General features: G+C 72.8%; 12 protein-coding genes. 4 read left to right on the forward strand and 8 right to left on the reverse strand.

The genetic code is table 11. From position 1 onward, the window contains the following. Positions 1–5: 5 nt before the first annotated feature. Positions 6–1,241, forward strand: coding sequence for a cytochrome P450 (locus tag ACZ4SF_RS14585; protein ID WP_468383231.1), 1,236 nt, complete (start codon positions 6–8; stop codon positions 1,239–1,241). 26 nt (positions 1,242–1,267) lie between these two features. Next, a complete protein-coding gene (locus ACZ4SF_RS14590; RefSeq protein ID WP_468383233.1) occupies positions 1,268–1,459 on the forward strand; it encodes a ferredoxin in 192 nt (63 codons plus the stop codon). 142 nt (positions 1,460–1,601) lie between these two features. Here ACZ4SF_RS14590 and ACZ4SF_RS14595 read toward each other — a convergent pair whose 3' ends face one another. Continuing rightward, positions 1,602–2,516 carry an MBL fold metallo-hydrolase gene (locus ACZ4SF_RS14595; protein WP_468383236.1) on the reverse strand — a complete coding sequence of 305 codons (915 nt, stop codon included), beginning with the start codon at positions 2,514–2,516 and terminating at the stop codon, positions 1,602–1,604. Positions 2,517–2,616: 100 nt separating this feature from the next. Here ACZ4SF_RS14595 and ACZ4SF_RS14600 point away from each other — a divergent pair, with 100 nt between their 5' ends. After that, on the forward strand, positions 2,617–3,543 hold the full coding sequence (locus tag ACZ4SF_RS14600; RefSeq protein WP_468383239.1) for an AraC family transcriptional regulator: 927 nt from the start codon (positions 2,617–2,619) through the stop codon (positions 3,541–3,543). 39 nt (positions 3,544–3,582) lie between these two features. On the opposite strand, the gene ACZ4SF_RS14605 is transcribed toward ACZ4SF_RS14600, so the two are convergent. The 6 genes from ACZ4SF_RS14605 to ACZ4SF_RS14630 form a co-directional block, all read right to left on the reverse strand. Continuing rightward, positions 3,583–4,440, reverse strand: a complete 858-nt coding sequence (locus ACZ4SF_RS14605; RefSeq protein ID WP_468383242.1) for an SDR family oxidoreductase — start codon at positions 4,438–4,440, stop codon at positions 3,583–3,585. Continuing rightward, positions 4,437–5,192 (reverse strand): thioesterase II family protein, encoded by a 756-nt coding sequence (locus ACZ4SF_RS14610; RefSeq protein ID WP_468383245.1) that lies wholly within the window; start codon positions 5,190–5,192, stop codon positions 4,437–4,439. Before ACZ4SF_RS14610 ends, ACZ4SF_RS14605 begins: the two co-directional genes overlap by 4 nt. 113 nt (positions 5,193–5,305) lie before the next feature. Beyond that, complete coding sequence (locus tag ACZ4SF_RS14615) at positions 5,306–5,950, reverse strand: response regulator transcription factor (protein ID WP_468383248.1); 645 nt, start codon at positions 5,948–5,950, stop codon at positions 5,306–5,308. After that, the gene (locus tag ACZ4SF_RS14620) at positions 5,914–7,212 is read right to left on the reverse strand and encodes a sensor histidine kinase (protein ID WP_468383251.1); all 1,299 of its coding nucleotides are present in this window, start codon (positions 7,210–7,212) and stop codon (positions 5,914–5,916) included. The genes ACZ4SF_RS14615 and ACZ4SF_RS14620 overlap by 37 nt, the downstream gene beginning before the upstream one ends. A gap of 86 nt (positions 7,213–7,298) precedes the next feature. Further along, positions 7,299–9,809 carry an FtsX-like permease family protein gene (locus ACZ4SF_RS14625; protein WP_468383254.1) on the reverse strand — a complete coding sequence of 837 codons (2,511 nt, stop codon included), beginning with the start codon at positions 9,807–9,809 and terminating at the stop codon, positions 7,299–7,301. Beyond that, positions 9,809–10,612, reverse strand: coding sequence for an ABC transporter ATP-binding protein (locus tag ACZ4SF_RS14630; protein WP_468383257.1), 804 nt, complete (start codon positions 10,610–10,612; stop codon positions 9,809–9,811). Before ACZ4SF_RS14630 ends, ACZ4SF_RS14625 begins: the two co-directional genes overlap by 1 nt. 288 nt (positions 10,613–10,900) lie before the next feature. Between ACZ4SF_RS14630 and ACZ4SF_RS14635 the strand changes: the two genes are divergently transcribed. Then, entirely contained in the window at positions 10,901–11,155 is a 255-nt protein-coding gene (locus ACZ4SF_RS14635) for a hypothetical protein (RefSeq protein WP_468383260.1), read from the forward strand. A 123-nt stretch (positions 11,156–11,278) separates the two neighbouring features. On the opposite strand, the gene ACZ4SF_RS14640 is transcribed toward ACZ4SF_RS14635, so the two are convergent. Then, positions 11,279–15,196: a type I polyketide synthase gene (locus ACZ4SF_RS14640; protein ID WP_468383263.1), complete on the reverse strand. Its 3,918-nt coding sequence runs from the start codon at positions 15,194–15,196 to the stop codon at positions 11,279–11,281. Between the last annotated feature and the right edge of the window lie 9 nt (positions 15,197–15,205).

Here is a 15,205-nt window from a genome sequence, read left to right on the forward strand (position 1 = left end):
CAGCCATGACCCAGTCCGCCGACGCCGCGCCCGAGGCGGGGTCGCCGCTTCCGCAGTTCCCGATGCGGCGCACCTGTCCGTTCAGCGAACCGCGCGAGTACGCCGAACTGCGCGCCGGGAACCCCGTCTCGCGCGCCGCGCTGAAGGTGAACGGCAAGCCGACCTGGCTGGTCACCCGGCACGAGCACGTCCGGCAGGTGCTGGGCGACAGCCGGGTCAGCTCCAACCTGAAACTGCCGGGCTATCCGCACCAGTTCCACATCCCCGAGGAGCTGCTGGCCCAGGTCCGGCTGATGATGCTGAACATGGACCCGCCCGAGCACTCCGCCCAACGACGCATGCTCATACCGGAGTTCACCGCCCGGCGGGTGAAAAAGATGCGCCCGCGCATCCAGGAGATCGTCGACGAGCAGGTGGACGCCATGCTGGCCGCCGGCGGCCCGGTGGACCTGGTCACCGCGCTCGCACTGCCGGTGCCCTCGCTGGTGATCTGCGAGCTGCTCGGCGTGCCGTACGAGGACCACGCCCAGTTCGAGGAGTGGTCGGCGGCGATGATGAACCACGACCTGAGCCCGGCGGAGTACGGGGCGGCGGTGCAGGCCCTGGACATGTACCTGGACAAGCTCGTCACCCTCAAGGAGAGCGCCCCGGGTGACGACCTGATCAGCCGTTTCCTGGAGAAGAACCGCACCGAGCAGGTCGCCGACCATGCCGACGTGGTGACCATGGCGCGCCTGATGCTGGTCGGCGGCCACGAGACGACGGCCAACATGATCGCCCTCGGCGTGCTGGCACTGCTGCAGCACCCCGAGCAGATGGCCGCGTTGCAGGCCGATCCCGCTCTCCTCCCGAACGCCATCGAGGAGTTGCTCCGCGTCTTCTCCATCTCCGACTCCGGCACGGCTCGGGTCGCGGTGGAGGACATCGAGGTCGGCGACGTCACCATCCGCGCCGGCGAGGGCATCCTCGCCCTCAACAACGCCGCCGACCACGACGAGTCCGTCTTCGCCGACCCGGGCACCCTGGACATCCACCGCAAGGAGGCCCGCAGCCACCTCGCCTTCGGCTACGGCATCCACCAGTGCATCGGCGCCAACCTGGCCCGGGTGGAGCTGGAGGCCGTCTACGGCACGCTGCTGCGCCGCATCCCCGGGCTGCGTCTGGCGGCCGAGCCGGACACCCTGCGGTTCAAGGACGACGCCATGGTCTACGGCGTCTACGAACTCCCCGTCACGTGGTGACGGCCGGCCCGAACGGAGTCCCTCCCATGCGTGTCACCACCGAACGCGACCGGTGCGTGGGCTCCGGCCAGTGCGCACTGCTCAGCCCGGAGGTGTTCGACCAGGACGCCGACGGTCTCGTCGTCGTGCTGCAGGAATCGCCGGCCGAGGACCTCCGCGGGGAGGTCCTCCAGGCCGTCGACCTGTGCCCCTCGCGCACCATCCGCGTGCTCGGCTGAATCCTTGAGGAAAGTGTGCGGGTGACGACGCCATGACCATCCGGGCCCGCCGGACCGCGGCCGGGGCCCGGCGGACGAGCCCGGCCGTGGAGCGGCGGCAGGCTGCCCGCGGACAGGCGTCGCCCCCGGCGGCCGGCGCTCGCTATTCCGTGCGGGCCGTCGCCCAGGGGCCGAGGGTGAAGCCGTCGGCCCCCCGCCGGACCTCCACGGCGCCGGCGCCGCCGAAGTGCGCCGGGACGACCAGCTCCCGTTCGTCCGCGGCCCGCCCGAGGATCCGCCGGCGGCTGGCCGCCGCCTCGTCCGGGGCCAGGCAGAAGCAGCTGTTGCAGGAGGGCTTGAGGATCTGCACCGGGCTGTGCAGCAGGTCCCCGACGAAGACGGCCCGGTCGCTGCCGGAGGCGAGCCGCAGCACAGACGAGCCGGGGGTGTGGCCGGGGGCGGACTCGAGGGTGAGATGCTCGTCGATGCGGTGGAAGCCGTCCCACCGCACGGCCTGCCCGGCGCGGTGGACCGGCGCGATGCTGTCCTCGTAGATCAGTCGGTCGTCCACCCGCAGGCCGTTGCCGTACGCGTTGTCCGGACCGAAGTGGAAGTCGTCGGCGGCCGGGACGAGGTACTCGGCGTGGGGGAAGGTCGGCACCCATTCCCCGTCCACGTCCCTGGTGTTCCAGCCGACGTGGTCGCCGTGGATGTGGGTGTTGACGACGACGTCGACATCCTGCGGGCGGACTCCCGCCCGCGCCAGGAGGCCGAGGAAGTCTCCCTGCCAGTGGTGGAACGCCGGGGAGCCCGGCCGCTCTCGCCCGTTGCCCACCCCGGTGTCGACCAGGACGGTGCGCCCACCGCTGCGCAGGACCCAGGTCTGCAGCGCAACCGTCGCCCGGTCGCTGTCCGGGTCCCAGTGGTCCGGCGCCAGCCAGGCCTCGTTGTCCTTCCACAGGTCGGCGCCCGCCTCCGGAACCAGGCCGGAGACGGGTGCGAAGGGGCCCTGCCACTCGACGACCCGGATGACCTCGACATCCCCCAGCACGATGGTCTGCACACTCTCGTTCGTCATGCGTTCGACTCTATGGACGCCGGGCGATCCCCTCAATGCGTGCACGGCTCAGTGGAATACGTGTCCGTCTCACTCTCGATGTCGTGGATATCCTGCGGGGATGGATGTGGTGAGTGACGCGATCTCCGCCGTGCGCCTCGGGCGCCCCTCGTCCAACCGGGTGCACATGGCGGGGAGTTGGTGTGCCCGGCTGGCCCCGTACGCCGGTGCGGGCTTCCACGTCGTCCTGAAGGGCGGTTGCTGGCTGCTGCCCGACGGCGGCGCCCCGGTGTCCCTCGGCGTGGGTGACGCGGTGCTGCTGCCCCATGGCGCAGGCCATGTGCTGGCCGATTCCCCCGTCGATGCGGCCGCGGTGGAGAAGGCGGTGCCGTTCGAGCAATGGCGTGCGGGGAAGGAACCGCAGGCCCGGGCCGGTCGCGGCTCGGCGGAGATGCTGTGCGGCAAGTACCGGCTCGACCGCAGCCGCCTGCACCCCCTCATGGCGGAACTGCCCGACGTCGTCCACCTTCCCCACCGCGTGGGCAGCCACCCGGAACTGCGCGCGGCCATCGATCTCCTCGCCGGCGAGCTGGACGCGAGACGGCCCGGCGCCTGCATCGCGCTCCCGAGCCTGCTCGACCTCCTCCTCGTCTACATGATCCGCTCCTGGATGACCGACGCCACCAGCGGAGCGTGGCCCGGCGTACTGGGCGACCCGGTGACGGCCACCGCGCTGCGGGCACTGCACTCGGACCCGTCCGCCCCCTGGACCAACGACCGCCTCGCCGCGGAGGCGGGCGTCTCCCGCCCCACCCTGGCACGCCGGTTCACCAGCCTGGTCGGCCGTCCGCCGATGACGTATCTCACCTGGTGGCGCCTGACGCTTGCCGCCGCCCTGCTCCGGGACACCCGGCAGACCCTGGCCACCATCGCCGGCCGGGTCGGCTACGGCAGTCCGTATGCGCTCTCCCACGCCTTCGAGCGGGAGTTCGGTACGACACCGGGGCGCTACCGGGAGCAGAGCGCGGGCCGGTCACCGGCCGCCTGACCGGTGGGGCGGGGGCCGCCGCCGGAGGGGCGGAGCCGTTCAGGACCGGTGGGGACGCGGGCCCGCGAGGGACTCGGCCTGTTCGAGGAAGCGCGGCAGCCACTGCTCGTAGGAGACGCCCGCCAGGAACCGCTGCGCCGCTTCGGCGTCCTCGCCGACCGCCGTGTGCAGGGGTGTGCCGGGGTCACCGGCCGCGGCGACCACCGCCTGCGCCGCCTCGCTGCATTCGGCGGCGCCTTCCGCCACGCGGGCGAGGAACCGGACCAGCCAGGCGTGGTCCGCGTGGTACGGGTCGGTCTCGGCAAGCTCCGGCCCGGCGGCGGGCCTGCGCTGGATGGCGGAGGCGAAGCTGCCCGGTTCCAGGCAGACCACCCGGATACCGAAGGGCTGGACCTCCGCGTACAGGGCCTCGCTGAGCGCGCCCAGGGCGGCCTTGCTCGCCGCGTAGAAGCCGCCGTGCGGCACGGCGAAGGTCCGGCCCGCGAGGGACGAGACGTTGACGACGACTCCGCTGCCACGGGCGCGCATCCCGGGCAGCACGGCGCGGGCCATGCGCAGCGGGCCCCAGAAGTTGGTCTCCATGACGGCGCGCGCCTGGTCGAGCGGCAGGGTCTCGGCGGGTCCGGCGACGTCGATCCCGGCGTTGTTGACCAGGACGTCGACCGGTCCGTGCCGGTCCTGCACCGCGGTGACGGCGGCGGTGACGGAGGCGTCGTCGGTGACGTCCAGCCGGGGCACGTCGAGGGTGAGGTCCTCGGCGCGGGCGCGCCGCAGCAGTTCCTCCGCGCCGGCGGGGTTGCGCACGCAGGCGTGCACGCGGGCCCCGCGCCGGGCGAACGCGAGCGCCGTCTCCAGGCCGATGCCGCTGCTGCAGCCGGTGACGAGAACCGCCGTCATGACCGCACCGCCTGCTTCGCCAGGAGCGCGAGGATCGCGTCCTGGTGGGCCGTCAGGTAGAAGTGGCCCCCTTGGAACACATGGAGGTCGAAGGACGCGTCTGTGTGGCGTGACCAGGCGCGTGCCTCGTCCACGGTGACCTTGGGGTCGTCGTCGCCGACCAGGCCGACGACCGGACAGCGCAGGTTCGGGCCCGGCTCGTAGACGTAGGTCTCGGCGGCCCGGTAGTCGGCGCGGATCGCGGGCAGGGCCATCCGGATCAGCTCCTCGTCGTCGAGGATCGCCGCGTCCGTGCCGCTCAACTGCCGCATCTCCGCCACCAGTCCGTCGTCGTCACGCAGATGGACGCTCTCGTCGCGCGGGCAGGAAGGGGCTCGGCGGGCGGAGGCGAACAGCGCCTGCAGGACGACTCCGTGGTCGCGTTCGAGCCGGCGGGCGACCTCGTAACCCAGGGTCGCGCCCATGCTGTGGCCGAAGAAGAGCAGGGGGCGGTCGGTCCACGGCAGCAGTACGGGGGTGACCTGCTCGGCGAGTTCGCCGATGCTCTCGGCGCACGGCTCGCCCCGCCGGTCCTGGCGCCCCGGGTACTGCACGGCGAGCACGTCCACGAACGGCGGCATGCTCGCCGACACCCGGTGGTAGAAGCTCGCCGAGCCGCCCGCGTGCGGCAGGCACACGAGCCTGGCCGCCGCGTCCGGACGGGGGTGGTAGCGGCGTATCCACAAGCGGTCGTGCTCGGTGAGCGTGGTCATGGGGCGGACGTTCCCTTCGGGGCGGTGACTGAGGTGCACGGCGCGGGACGTGCCCCAGAAGTCTTGTGCGCACCGGAGCGGCCGGCCACCCCTACCGGCCCCAACGGAGGTGCTCAGGCGTTGAGATAGGCCAGCACCGCGAGCACGCGGCGGTTGCTGTCGCTCGACGGCGGCAGCATCAGCTTGGTGAAGATGTTGGAGATGTGCTTGGCCGCCGCGCCCTCGGTGACGGTGAGCCGCTGGGCGATCGCCGTGTTCGAGCAGCCCTCGGCCATGAGTTCCAGCACCTCGCGCTCGCGCCCGGTGAGCGCGGCGAGCGGCTCGTCCCGGGAGTGGCTGGTCATCAGCTGGGCGACCACGGCGGTGTCCATGGCCGTCCCGCCGGCCGCCACCCGTCGTACGGCGTCGATGAACTGCTCGTCGTCCAGGACGCTGTCCTTCAGCAGGTAGCCGACGCCGCCGGTGCCGTCGGCCAGCAGTTCCCGCGCGTACATCTGCTCGACGTGCTGGGAGAGCACGAGGATGGGCAGGCCGGGCTGTTCACGGCGGGCGCGCAGGGCGGCCTGGAGGCCCTCGGTGGTGAAGGTGGGCGGCAGCCGTACGTCGACGATGGCCACGTCGGGCCGGTGCTCGGTGATCGCGGCGGCGAGGTCCGTGCCGTTGTCGACGGCGGCGACCACCTCGAACTCGTACGCCTCCAGCAGTTGGATGATCCCCTGCCTCAGGAGGAAGAGGTCTTCGGCGAGGACAACGCGCACGGTAGCTCCATCTTCATCACGGTCGGACCGCCCGGGGGGCTGTCGATCTCCAGGACCCCGTCAAAGGATGCCAGCCGCCGTCGGATGCCCTCCAGACCGCTCCCGGCCGACAGGTCTGCGCCACCACGGCCGTCGTCGGTGACCCGGGCGTGCAGGATGCCCTCGTCGTACCAGGCGACGATCTCCACGCGCTGCGCGTCGGCGTGCTTGAGGGCGTTGGTGAGCAGTTCCGACACCGCGAAGTAGACGGCGGACTCGACCGGGTCGGGCAGTCTGCCGGGCAGGTCCACCACGGCGGTGACGTGCAGGGGGCTGGCCAGGCCGAGGGCGCGCAGGGCGTCGGACAGGCCGCGTTCGGCGAGGACCGGCGGGTGGATGCCGTGGACCAGGTCGCGCAGTTCGCGCAGAGCCTGCACGGACGAGGTGCGTGCCTGCCGCAGCAGCCGCCGGGCCTCCTCGGGGTCCTGGTTCATCTTCCGGTCGACGGCCCCGAGTTGCAGTCCGAGGCTGACGAGCCGGGCCTGTGCCCCGTCGTGCAGGTCGCGCTCGATCCGGCGCAGCTCGGCGGCCTGGATGTCGAGGGCACCGGAGCGGGTCTCGGACAAGTGCTGCACCCGGGAGGCCAGTTGGGCCTGGCGGGTCGGGCCGAGCAGGAAGCGGACGAAGTAGGCGTGCCCCTTGAGCACCATTGGTCCGAGGAAGAGCCAGCCGGTCAGTACGACGAGTGCCAGCAGCCCGGCGGCCGCCGCGGCGGGCCAGCTGTCGACCGTGACGGAGGCGTACCAGCGGCCGCTTCCGCCGTCCGCGAGGGGCTGCCACAGGCCGGCGGCCAGGAACAGTCCCTCCCCCGCGTAGTAGAGCAGTCCGGCCGGCACGAAACCGATGAGGCCGACGGCACAGTTGAGCAGCAGCCACAGCAGGTCCCGCCAGGTGGCCGGGTCGGCGAGGATCCACTTGCAGCGGCGCATCCAGCCGACGATGTCCTTCTCGATCTCCTCCGGTTCGGGCCGGTAGGGCCGCTCCACCGGAACGCCGTAGCGGGCGGCCGCGCGCCGGTTGAGGTCGCACAGCCGGCGCACCGCCCGGGTCAGGTAGGGCAGCGTGAGGAAGCCGATGCCGATCAGACACAGGATGATGAAGTAGGTGGTGGTGACGAAGAGGACGACCGAGAGCAGGGCTCCGGTGGCGATCGCCACGCCGACCAGGGTGTCCAGGGCGGCGCGGCCGAACCGGCCGCGCCAGGAGACCGGCACAGACTTCATGCCCTCATGCTCCCATCCCCGCCCCGCGGTCATGGAGGGGCCGTCCCCGCCCGGGGGGAGCGGGGACGGCCCGGCCAGGGGGTGGCTCACGCGGCCTGCACCGTCTCCACGGCGGGGGTGCGCATCCCGCGCCACGAGGGCAGCAGCGTGGCGCCGAACACCAGCAGCAGCGATCCGCCGACGATGACGAGGTAGGTGCCGATGGATCCGGAGGGCAGGTACGAGTCGCTCTTGACGAGGCTGTAGGGGACGATGGTCGTCGCGGAGGCGATGGTGCCGAGGACGGTGGCGATGATGCCGATCAGCACGCCCTCGACGGTCAGCATGCCGAGCACCTGGGCGCGGGTGGCGCCGGTGAGCTGTTGCAGGCCGAACTCCGCGCGCCGTTTCCGGGTGACGGACACCAGGGTGTTGACGACGGTGATCGCGGCGTACCCCACGATCATGGCGACGATGGTGTAGTTGGCGGACACCAGGATCTGCTGGATCTGGTTGTTGCGGCCGGCCAGCGAGGAGCTGTCGTCCAGTTCGGTGCCGGGCACCGAAGCGGCCAGCGCCGCGAGGCGGTCGTGGACCTCGGTACCGCTGCCGGAGGCGGTGCGGACCAGGATCTGGTGGGGCAGCCCGTCCCCGGTGTGCGGGGCGAGCGCCGGCGCGGGCAGCGTCAGGTACTCCTGCTTGGGGTTGTCGGCGTAGAGGGCCACGACGGTGGGGCGTACGGCGGTGCCGTCGCCGAGGTGCATCGGCAGCCGGTCGCCGACCTGCACGCCGTACTCGCGGGCCTTTTTGTCGGACAGGGCCACGGTGTCGCCGCGCAGGGCGGTCAGGGAGCCGGACACCACGGGCAGGTCGAGGCTCTGCCGCACGCCGTCGGCGGAGACGCCGCGCAGGTCGACGTCGGCCGGGCCGTCGGGCCGGTCCACGAAACCGCGGCTGGTGACGAACTCGGAGGCCGCGGCCACACCGGGAGTGGCGCGCACCCGGTCGACGGTGCCGGGGGCGAATCCGCCGGTCGTGGAGTCGAGGACGTAGTCGGCGAGGATGTTGCGGTCGTAGGAGGTCCGGGAGACGTGGTCCTCGGTGGACTGCATGTAGAGGGTGCCGGTGGCGATGCCGATGAGCAGGACGATCGGTGCCACGGCGCCCGCCATGCGGACGTTGGCGGTGGCGGCGTTGCGCAGTGCGAGGCGCCCGGACAGTCCGGAGAGGGCGCGTATCGGCAGCCGGAGCAGCGCCACCATGGCCTTGGTGATGCCCGGCGCGAGCAGGGCGAGGCCGATGCAGAACAGTACGGAGGCGGGTCCGGCGGTGCTGGCGAGGGTGGGGCCGTCGTCCATCACGGTGGCGGTGGCGATCGCGAGGCCGATGCCGTTGGCGAGGAAGAACAGGGCGAGCAGCAGCCGGGGCACGCTGAACCAGCGGGTGCCGGCGGTGGATTCGGCCAGGGCGGCGACCGGTTCGGTGCGGGCGGCCCGTCGTCCGGCGAACCGGGTGGCGCCGGCCGCGGCGAGCACGGTGACGATCGCTCCGACGGCCATCGGGATCCAGCCGGCGTGGTAGACGATCTCCGGTGACACCACGCCGCTGGAGGTCAGCACCCCGAACAGCAGCCGGCCGATGGCGTATCCGGGTGCCAGGGCGAGCAGCACGGATGCCACGGACAGCACGGCCGTCTCGGCGAGGATCATGCGGCGCAGTTGCTGCGGGGTGGAGCCGACGGCGCGCAGCAGGGCCATCTCGCGGGCGCGCTGCTGGAGGGCGAGGCCGAGCGTGGAGGCGACGCCGAACATGACGATCAGCACGACCGACGAGCCGAAGACCGCGGCGAGGATGACGACGGTGCGCCGGCTGGAGAGGGTGCCGGGCAGTTCGGCCAGCCCCCGGCGCTCGCCGGTGAGCACCTCGGCGCGGTCACCGACGGCGGAGCGCACCGCGTCCGCGACGGCGGCGGTGCCGGCGCCCGGTTCGGGCAGGACGCCGATGGAGTCGATCCGGCCGCCGGCGAGGCCGCGTGCCTGGTCGTCCGTGAAGAACACGGCGGCGTCGGGGTTGCGGTCGCCGTGCTGCTCGGCGATGCCGCTGACCCGGAGCCGACGGGTGGTGCCCTGGACGACGATGTCGACCGAGGACCCCGCGCGGGCGCCGGCCCGCCGGGCGAGGTCCGCGTCGAGAACGACCTCGCCGCCGGCGACGGGGGGTTTACCGGCGGCGAGGGTATAGGGGGTGAGCCGCGCCGCGGCCCAGCCGTGGCCGTACGAGCCGGACTTGCCGGTCACCGGTTTGCCGTCCTCGAGGACGGTGGCCGGGAAGGACACGTCGGCGACGGCCGTGCGTACGCCGTCGGCCTCGGCCACCGTGCCGACCAGTGCGGGGTCGATGCGGTGACGCTCGGTCAGGGCGGAGGATCGGTGGGTCTGTTCGCCGGTGACGACGACGGGGGCGCCCTGCAGGCGCTGCGGGTCGGCCGCCATGCGGACGCCCGTCTCCATCAGGCCGCCGCAGCCGATGACGATCGCGGCGCCGAGGAACATGGCGAGGAAGGTCGCGATGAAGCTCGCCTTACGGAACTTGAGGGTGCGCAGTGCCAGTCGCCACATCAGTACCGACCTCCGGAGGGCTGCGTCGCGGCCTGCCGGTGGCTGTCGTCCTCCCAGGCGCCGAGCCTGGTCATGCGGGCCGCGACGGCGTCGGCCGTGGGCCGGTGCAGTTCGCCGGCGAAGGTGCCGTCGGCGAGGAAGACGACACGGTCGGCGTAGGAGGCGGCCACCGGGTCGTGGGTGACCATGACCAGCGTCTGGCGGGCGGTGTCGACGGACTCGCGCAGCAGGGCCAGCACGGAGGCGGCGGTGCGGGTGTCGAGGGCGCCGGTGGGTTCGTCGGCGAAGACGACGGCGGGCCGGGTGACCAGGGCGCGGGCGATGGCGACGCGCTGCTGCTGGCCGCCGGACAGCTGGGACGGCAGGTGGCCGAGCCGCTCGGCCAGGCCCACGCGCTGTACGACGTTGCGGATCAGGGCCTTGTCGGGCCGCTGCCCGGCGAGTTGCAGCGGGAGCGTGATGTTCTGCATGACCGTCAGCGCGGGCAGCAGGTTGAAGGACTGGAAGATGAAGCCGATCCGGTCGCGGCGCAGCTTGGTCAGCCGGGTGTCGTCCAGGCCCGCGAGGTCGGTGCCGCCGACGGTGACCGTGCCGGAACTGGGCCGGACCAGTCCCGCGGCGCAGTGCAGGAAGGTGCTCTTGCCCGACCCGGAGGGGCCCATGACGGCGGTGAAGGTGCCGTCGGCGAAGCTCATGGTGAGCTCCCGGAGCGCAGCCACCTGGCTGTCTCCCCGGCCGTACGTCTTCGACACGGCGTCCAGCCGTACCGCCTCCGCCCGGCGGAGGTCGTGTGAAGTGTGCACGTGGCTCCCCTATGAGATATCGCGCTTCTCACGCGGTGTCTGAGGACAAGATTAGGAACGATGCGCCGGCGGCACATTGGCATTCTCCGGCCGGTTCGAGGTAGAGGTTTCTCTACCTCGGCACGGCAGGTATCGGCAGGCACCCGCCAGCTTTGTGCCGCGGTGTCACCACCCTGGTCCGCATATCTGGGTCCCCCGGGAAAGGGCCGGTTGCTGCCCGTGTCCCGGGGCGTGTCTGCGGGTACGGTCGAAGCCGTCCGAGGAAATTCACGAAAGATGGGAAGTCTCATGGCCAGGAGGCCTGACCACGAGCTGGCCGCGCAGGTCCGGCCCGACGGATATCTGGAGCTGTTCTCCCGGCGCACCGGGAAGCGGCACCGGTGCGGCCCGCGTGGCACGACGATGTGGCTGGCGCTCCAGCGCAGCGGCTGGCAGCCGGAATTGGCCGCGGATGAAATCGCCGTGCATTTAGGTGTCGACCCGGACAGTGTCCGCTGTGATATCGAGGCCTGGCTGGCGCATTTCCGCGAAGCCGGTAAGTGAAGAAGCCGCAGGGCGCGGACGGCCTTTCGACCATCGCGCCCCGCGGGATGTCCGGCCTCCTCCGTACGGCCGGGGCCGCCACCGGTTTCCAGAGGGCGGCGGGTGTTTTCCGGTGGGTTCGGGTCAGCCGGTCACCGTGCTGGTCAGCCACTTCTCGACCGCCTCGGCGGTGGACCCGGCGAAATCCTCCAGAATCGTGAAGTGCGTGCCGGGGACGTCGGCCGGCCGGTGCTCCGCGGGCCAGGTCGCCCGCCAGTCGCCGGCACCGGTACCGGTCGCGAAGGATTCCTCGGGCCGCACGAAGAGCACCGGCGCCGCCAGGGCGCCCGGAACGCAGTGCTGGATGAGGTCGCTGTAGCGGCTCATCGCGGCGAGCCGGGCGGTGCCGAAGCCGCCGAGGGAGGACTCGCGGTCCAGCATGCCGTCGAACATCTGCCGCCACAGCTCGTCCTTGCCGTCGTCCCCGGGCAGATAGGTGTCGAGCAGCACCACGCCGGAGGCCGGGCGTCCGGCCCGTTCCATGAACTCGGCCGCCGCGTGGGCGAACTGGCCGCCGGAGGAGTAGCCGACGAGCACGTACGGCCGCTCGTCGGGGCAGGCCCGGCGGATGCCCTCGACGACCACCTCGACCACCGCGTCCACCGACCGCGGCAGCGCCTCGCCGGGTGCGAAGCCCGGGACGGTGGGCACCAGGACGTCACGGCGGCCGTGGAAGTGCCGGGCGAAACGCGCGTACTGGTGGGCGCCGCCGAGGGCCATCGGTGAGGGCAGGCAGACGAGCCGCGGGGCGCTGTCGCCGCCGGCCAGCCGCACCGGGTCGGTGACGGCACCGAGTTCGGTCAGGGTGGAGAAGCCGGGGAGGATCTCGGCGACGTTCCGCAGCAGTTCGATGGCCTGCGGCATCCGCCCGCCGGCCGCCGCGCGCCGCACCAGGCCGCTGACCGTTTCGAGGTCACCGGCGCCGTCGTCCGGTTCCGGTCCGCCGGTGGCCAGGTGCCCGCGCAGAGCGGCGGCGAGTGCGGCCGGGGTGCGGTGGTCGAAGACGGAACCGGCGGGCACGGTGATGCCCAGGGCGGTCCCGAGGGCGTTGCGGAGTTCGGCCGCGGAGACGGAGTCCATGCCGATCTCCAGGAAGACGGCATCGGGCCGGACCGCCTCCGGGCCCGCGTGGCCGAGGATCGCGGCGGTCTGGGCCCGGACCGTCTCGGTGAGCAGCGTCTCCTGCTCGGCCGCCGGGATACCGGCCAGCCGGTGCCGCAACGGCTCCGCCGTGTCGGCGGCCGCGCCGGGAGCCGGTCCGGCGAGCGGGCCGGCGCTGAGAGCCACGTCCGCGTCGAGCCAGTACCGCTCGTGCCGGAAGGCGTAGGTGGGCAGACCGGCGCGTGCCGTGCCGGGGAACAGCGCCGTCCAGTCGGGGGTGAGGCCGTCGGTGTGGAGTCGGGCCAGGCCGGCCATGAGGGCCGCGGGCTCGCTTCCGTGGCGCCTGCCGAGGGCGACGAAGACGGCACCTTCGTCCTGCGCGCACTCGCGGGCGAGGCCGGTCAGCACGGCGTCGGGTCCGAGTTCCACGAAGCGGCCGACTCCCGCGGCGGTGAGGGACTTCACGGCGTCGGCGAACCGGACCGTCTGCCGTACGTGCCGCACCCAGTACCCGGGGTCGCACAGCTGCTCGCCGTCGGCGAGCCGGCCGGTGAGAGTCGACACCAACGGAACGTCCGGCCGTCGGTAGGCCAACGTCTCGGCCACGGAACGGAATTCGTCAAGCATGCCGTCCATGAGGGGCGAGTGGAAGGCGTGTGAGACGGCGAGGCGCTTGGTCTTCGCGAAGCCTTCGGCGGCGGCGAGCACCGCGTTCTCCTCGCCCGAAAGAACCACGGAGGCCGGACCGTTGACCGCGGCGAGCCCCACGCGGTCGTTGAGCAGCGGCCGTATCTCGTCCTCGGTGGCCTGGACGGCGATCATCGCGCCGCCTTCCGGCAGTGCCTGCATGAGCCGGCCGCGGGCGGCGACCAGGGTGCAGGCGTCGTCCAGGTCGAGGACACCCGCCACATGGGCGGCGGCGAGTTCCCCGACGGAGTGCCCGGCCAGGAGGTCGGGCCGCACGCCGAAGGACTCCAGCAGCCGGAACAGGGCCACCTCGAAGGCGAACAGCGCCGTCTGCGCGTACTGCGTGCGGTGGACGGCGCCGGCGTCGGCGCCCGCCGGCAGCCCGGCGAGGTCGAGGCCGAGCCGGGCGTCGACGGCGTCGAAGGCGTCGGCGAACACCGGGTAGCGGGCGCGCAGTTCGAGGCCCATGCCGAGGCGCTGGGCGCCCTGCCCGGTGAACAGGAACGCCGTGCGGGTCCCCGGCCGCGCCGTGCCGGTCGCGGCCGTCGGGGCGGGCGCACCGGCGGCGAGGGAACGCAGGCCGGACAGGAGCTGGTCCCGGTCGGTGCCGGTGACGGCCGCTCGGTGGTCGAAGGTGGTGCGCCGGGTGCCCAGGGCGCGGGCGACGGCGGCCGGGTGCAGCTCGGGCCGCCGCTCCAGGAAGGCGTGCAGACGCTCGGCCTGTGCGGGGAGGTCCGCGGCGGAACGGGCGGACAGGGGCCATACGACGGCCGGGGCGTCCGGCTCGGTGTCCGTCCGGTCCTCCGGGACCGCCTCCTCGATGACGGTGTGGGCGTTGGTGCCGCTGATCCCGAAGGAGGAGATGCCCGCCCGGCGCGGACGGTCCGTCCGGGGCCACTGCCGCTGTCCGGTCAGCAGGCGTACCCGTCCCGTGTCCCAGTCGACCTTCGTGGACGGCTGGTCCGCGTGCAGGGTCCTGGGCAGCACGCCGTTGCGCATCGCCATGACCATCTTGATGACGCCCGCGACACCGGCGGCGGCCTGCGTGTGCCCGATGTTGGACTTGACCGAGCCCAGCCACAACGGGGCGTCCGCGGGCCGGTCCTGGCCGTAGGTGGCCAGCAGCGCCTGCGCCTCGATCGGGTCGCCCAGTGTCGTGCCGGTGCCGTGCGCCTCCACCACGTCCACATCGGCGGCCGACAGCCGGGCCGCCGCCAGTGCCTGCCGGATCACCCGCTGCTGCGACGGACCGTTCGGCGCCGTGAGTCCGTTGGAGGCGCCGTCCTGGTTGACGGCGGAGCCGCGGACGACGGCCAGCACCTCGTGGCCGTTGCGCCGGGCGTCGCTCAGCCGCTCCAGCACCAGGACGCCCAGCCCCTCGGAGAACCCGGTGCCGGAGGCGTCGTCGGCGAAGGAGCGGCAGCGCCCGTCCGCGGAGAGGGCGCCCTGCCGGCTGAACTCCACGTACGTGCCCGGCGAGGCCATCACGGTCACTCCCCCGGCCAGCGCCAGGGTGCATTCGCCCTGCCGGAGCGACTGGGCGGCCAGGTGCAGCGCCACCAGCGACGAGGAGCAGGCCGTGTCGACGGTGAGCGTGGGGCCTTCCAGGCCGAGGGTGTAGGCGATGCGGCCGGAGACGATGCTGCCGGAGCCGAAGCTGCCGAAGTAGTCGTGGTACATGAGGCCCGCGAACACGCCGGTGCGGCTGCCGCGCAGTGTCACCGGGTCGATGCCCGCGTTCTCCAGCGCCTCCCAGGTGCCCTCCAGCAGCAGCCGCTGCTGCGGGTCCATGACGAGGGCCTCGTTCGGGGCGATGCCGAAGAAGGCGGCGTCGAAGTCGCCCGCGTCGTGCAGGAATCCGCCCTCGCGGGTGTAGGAGCGGCCGGGCACGCCCGGTGTCGGGTCGTACAGGCCGGGGTCCCAGCCGCGGTCCTCGGGGAACGGGGTGATGCCCTCGCCGCCGTCCGCGACCAGGCGCCACAGGTCCTCGGGGGACCGGACGCCGCCCGGGTAGCGGCAGGCCATGCCGACGATCGCGACCGGTTCCCGGGCCGCCGCGGTCAGTGCGCGGTTGCGTTCCCGCAGCCGCTCGGTCTCCTTCAGCGAGGCGCGCAGTGCCTCGACCATCCTGGTGTCCGGCTTCTCGGCCTCGGCCATGGTCCTCTTCCTTGTCGCAGGGTCGCAGGCGTCGTCACGGGGCGTCGCCGCCGTCACAGGGCGTCG

It is taken from the genome of Streptomyces sp. NPDC027663 (genome assembly GCF_055566415.1).

What these genes read in the sequence shown, in the direction of transcription:
- ACZ4SF_RS14585 (WP_468383231.1), top strand. Translation starts at nt 6, where the DNA reads ATGACCCAGTCCGCCGACGCCGCGCCCGAGGCGGGGTCGCCGCTTCCG.
- ACZ4SF_RS14590 (WP_468383233.1), top strand. Translation starts at nt 1,268, where the DNA reads ATGCGTGTCACCACCGAACGCGACCGGTGCGTGGGCTCCGGCCAGTGC.
- ACZ4SF_RS14595 (WP_468383236.1), bottom strand. Translation starts at nt 2,516, where the DNA reads ATGACGAACGAGAGTGTGCAGACCATCGTGCTGGGGGATGTCGAGGTC.
- ACZ4SF_RS14600 (WP_468383239.1), top strand. Translation starts at nt 2,617, where the DNA reads ATGGATGTGGTGAGTGACGCGATCTCCGCCGTGCGCCTCGGGCGCCCC.
- ACZ4SF_RS14605 (WP_468383242.1), bottom strand. Translation starts at nt 4,440, where the DNA reads ATGACGGCGGTTCTCGTCACCGGCTGCAGCAGCGGCATCGGCCTGGAG.
- ACZ4SF_RS14610 (WP_468383245.1), bottom strand. Translation starts at nt 5,192, where the DNA reads ATGACCACGCTCACCGAGCACGACCGCTTGTGGATACGCCGCTACCAC.
- ACZ4SF_RS14620 (WP_468383251.1), bottom strand. Translation starts at nt 7,212, where the DNA reads ATGAAGTCTGTGCCGGTCTCCTGGCGCGGCCGGTTCGGCCGCGCCGCC.
- ACZ4SF_RS14625 (WP_468383254.1), bottom strand. Translation starts at nt 9,809, where the DNA reads ATGTGGCGACTGGCACTGCGCACCCTCAAGTTCCGTAAGGCGAGCTTC.
- ACZ4SF_RS14635 (WP_468383260.1), top strand. Translation starts at nt 10,901, where the DNA reads ATGGCCAGGAGGCCTGACCACGAGCTGGCCGCGCAGGTCCGGCCCGAC.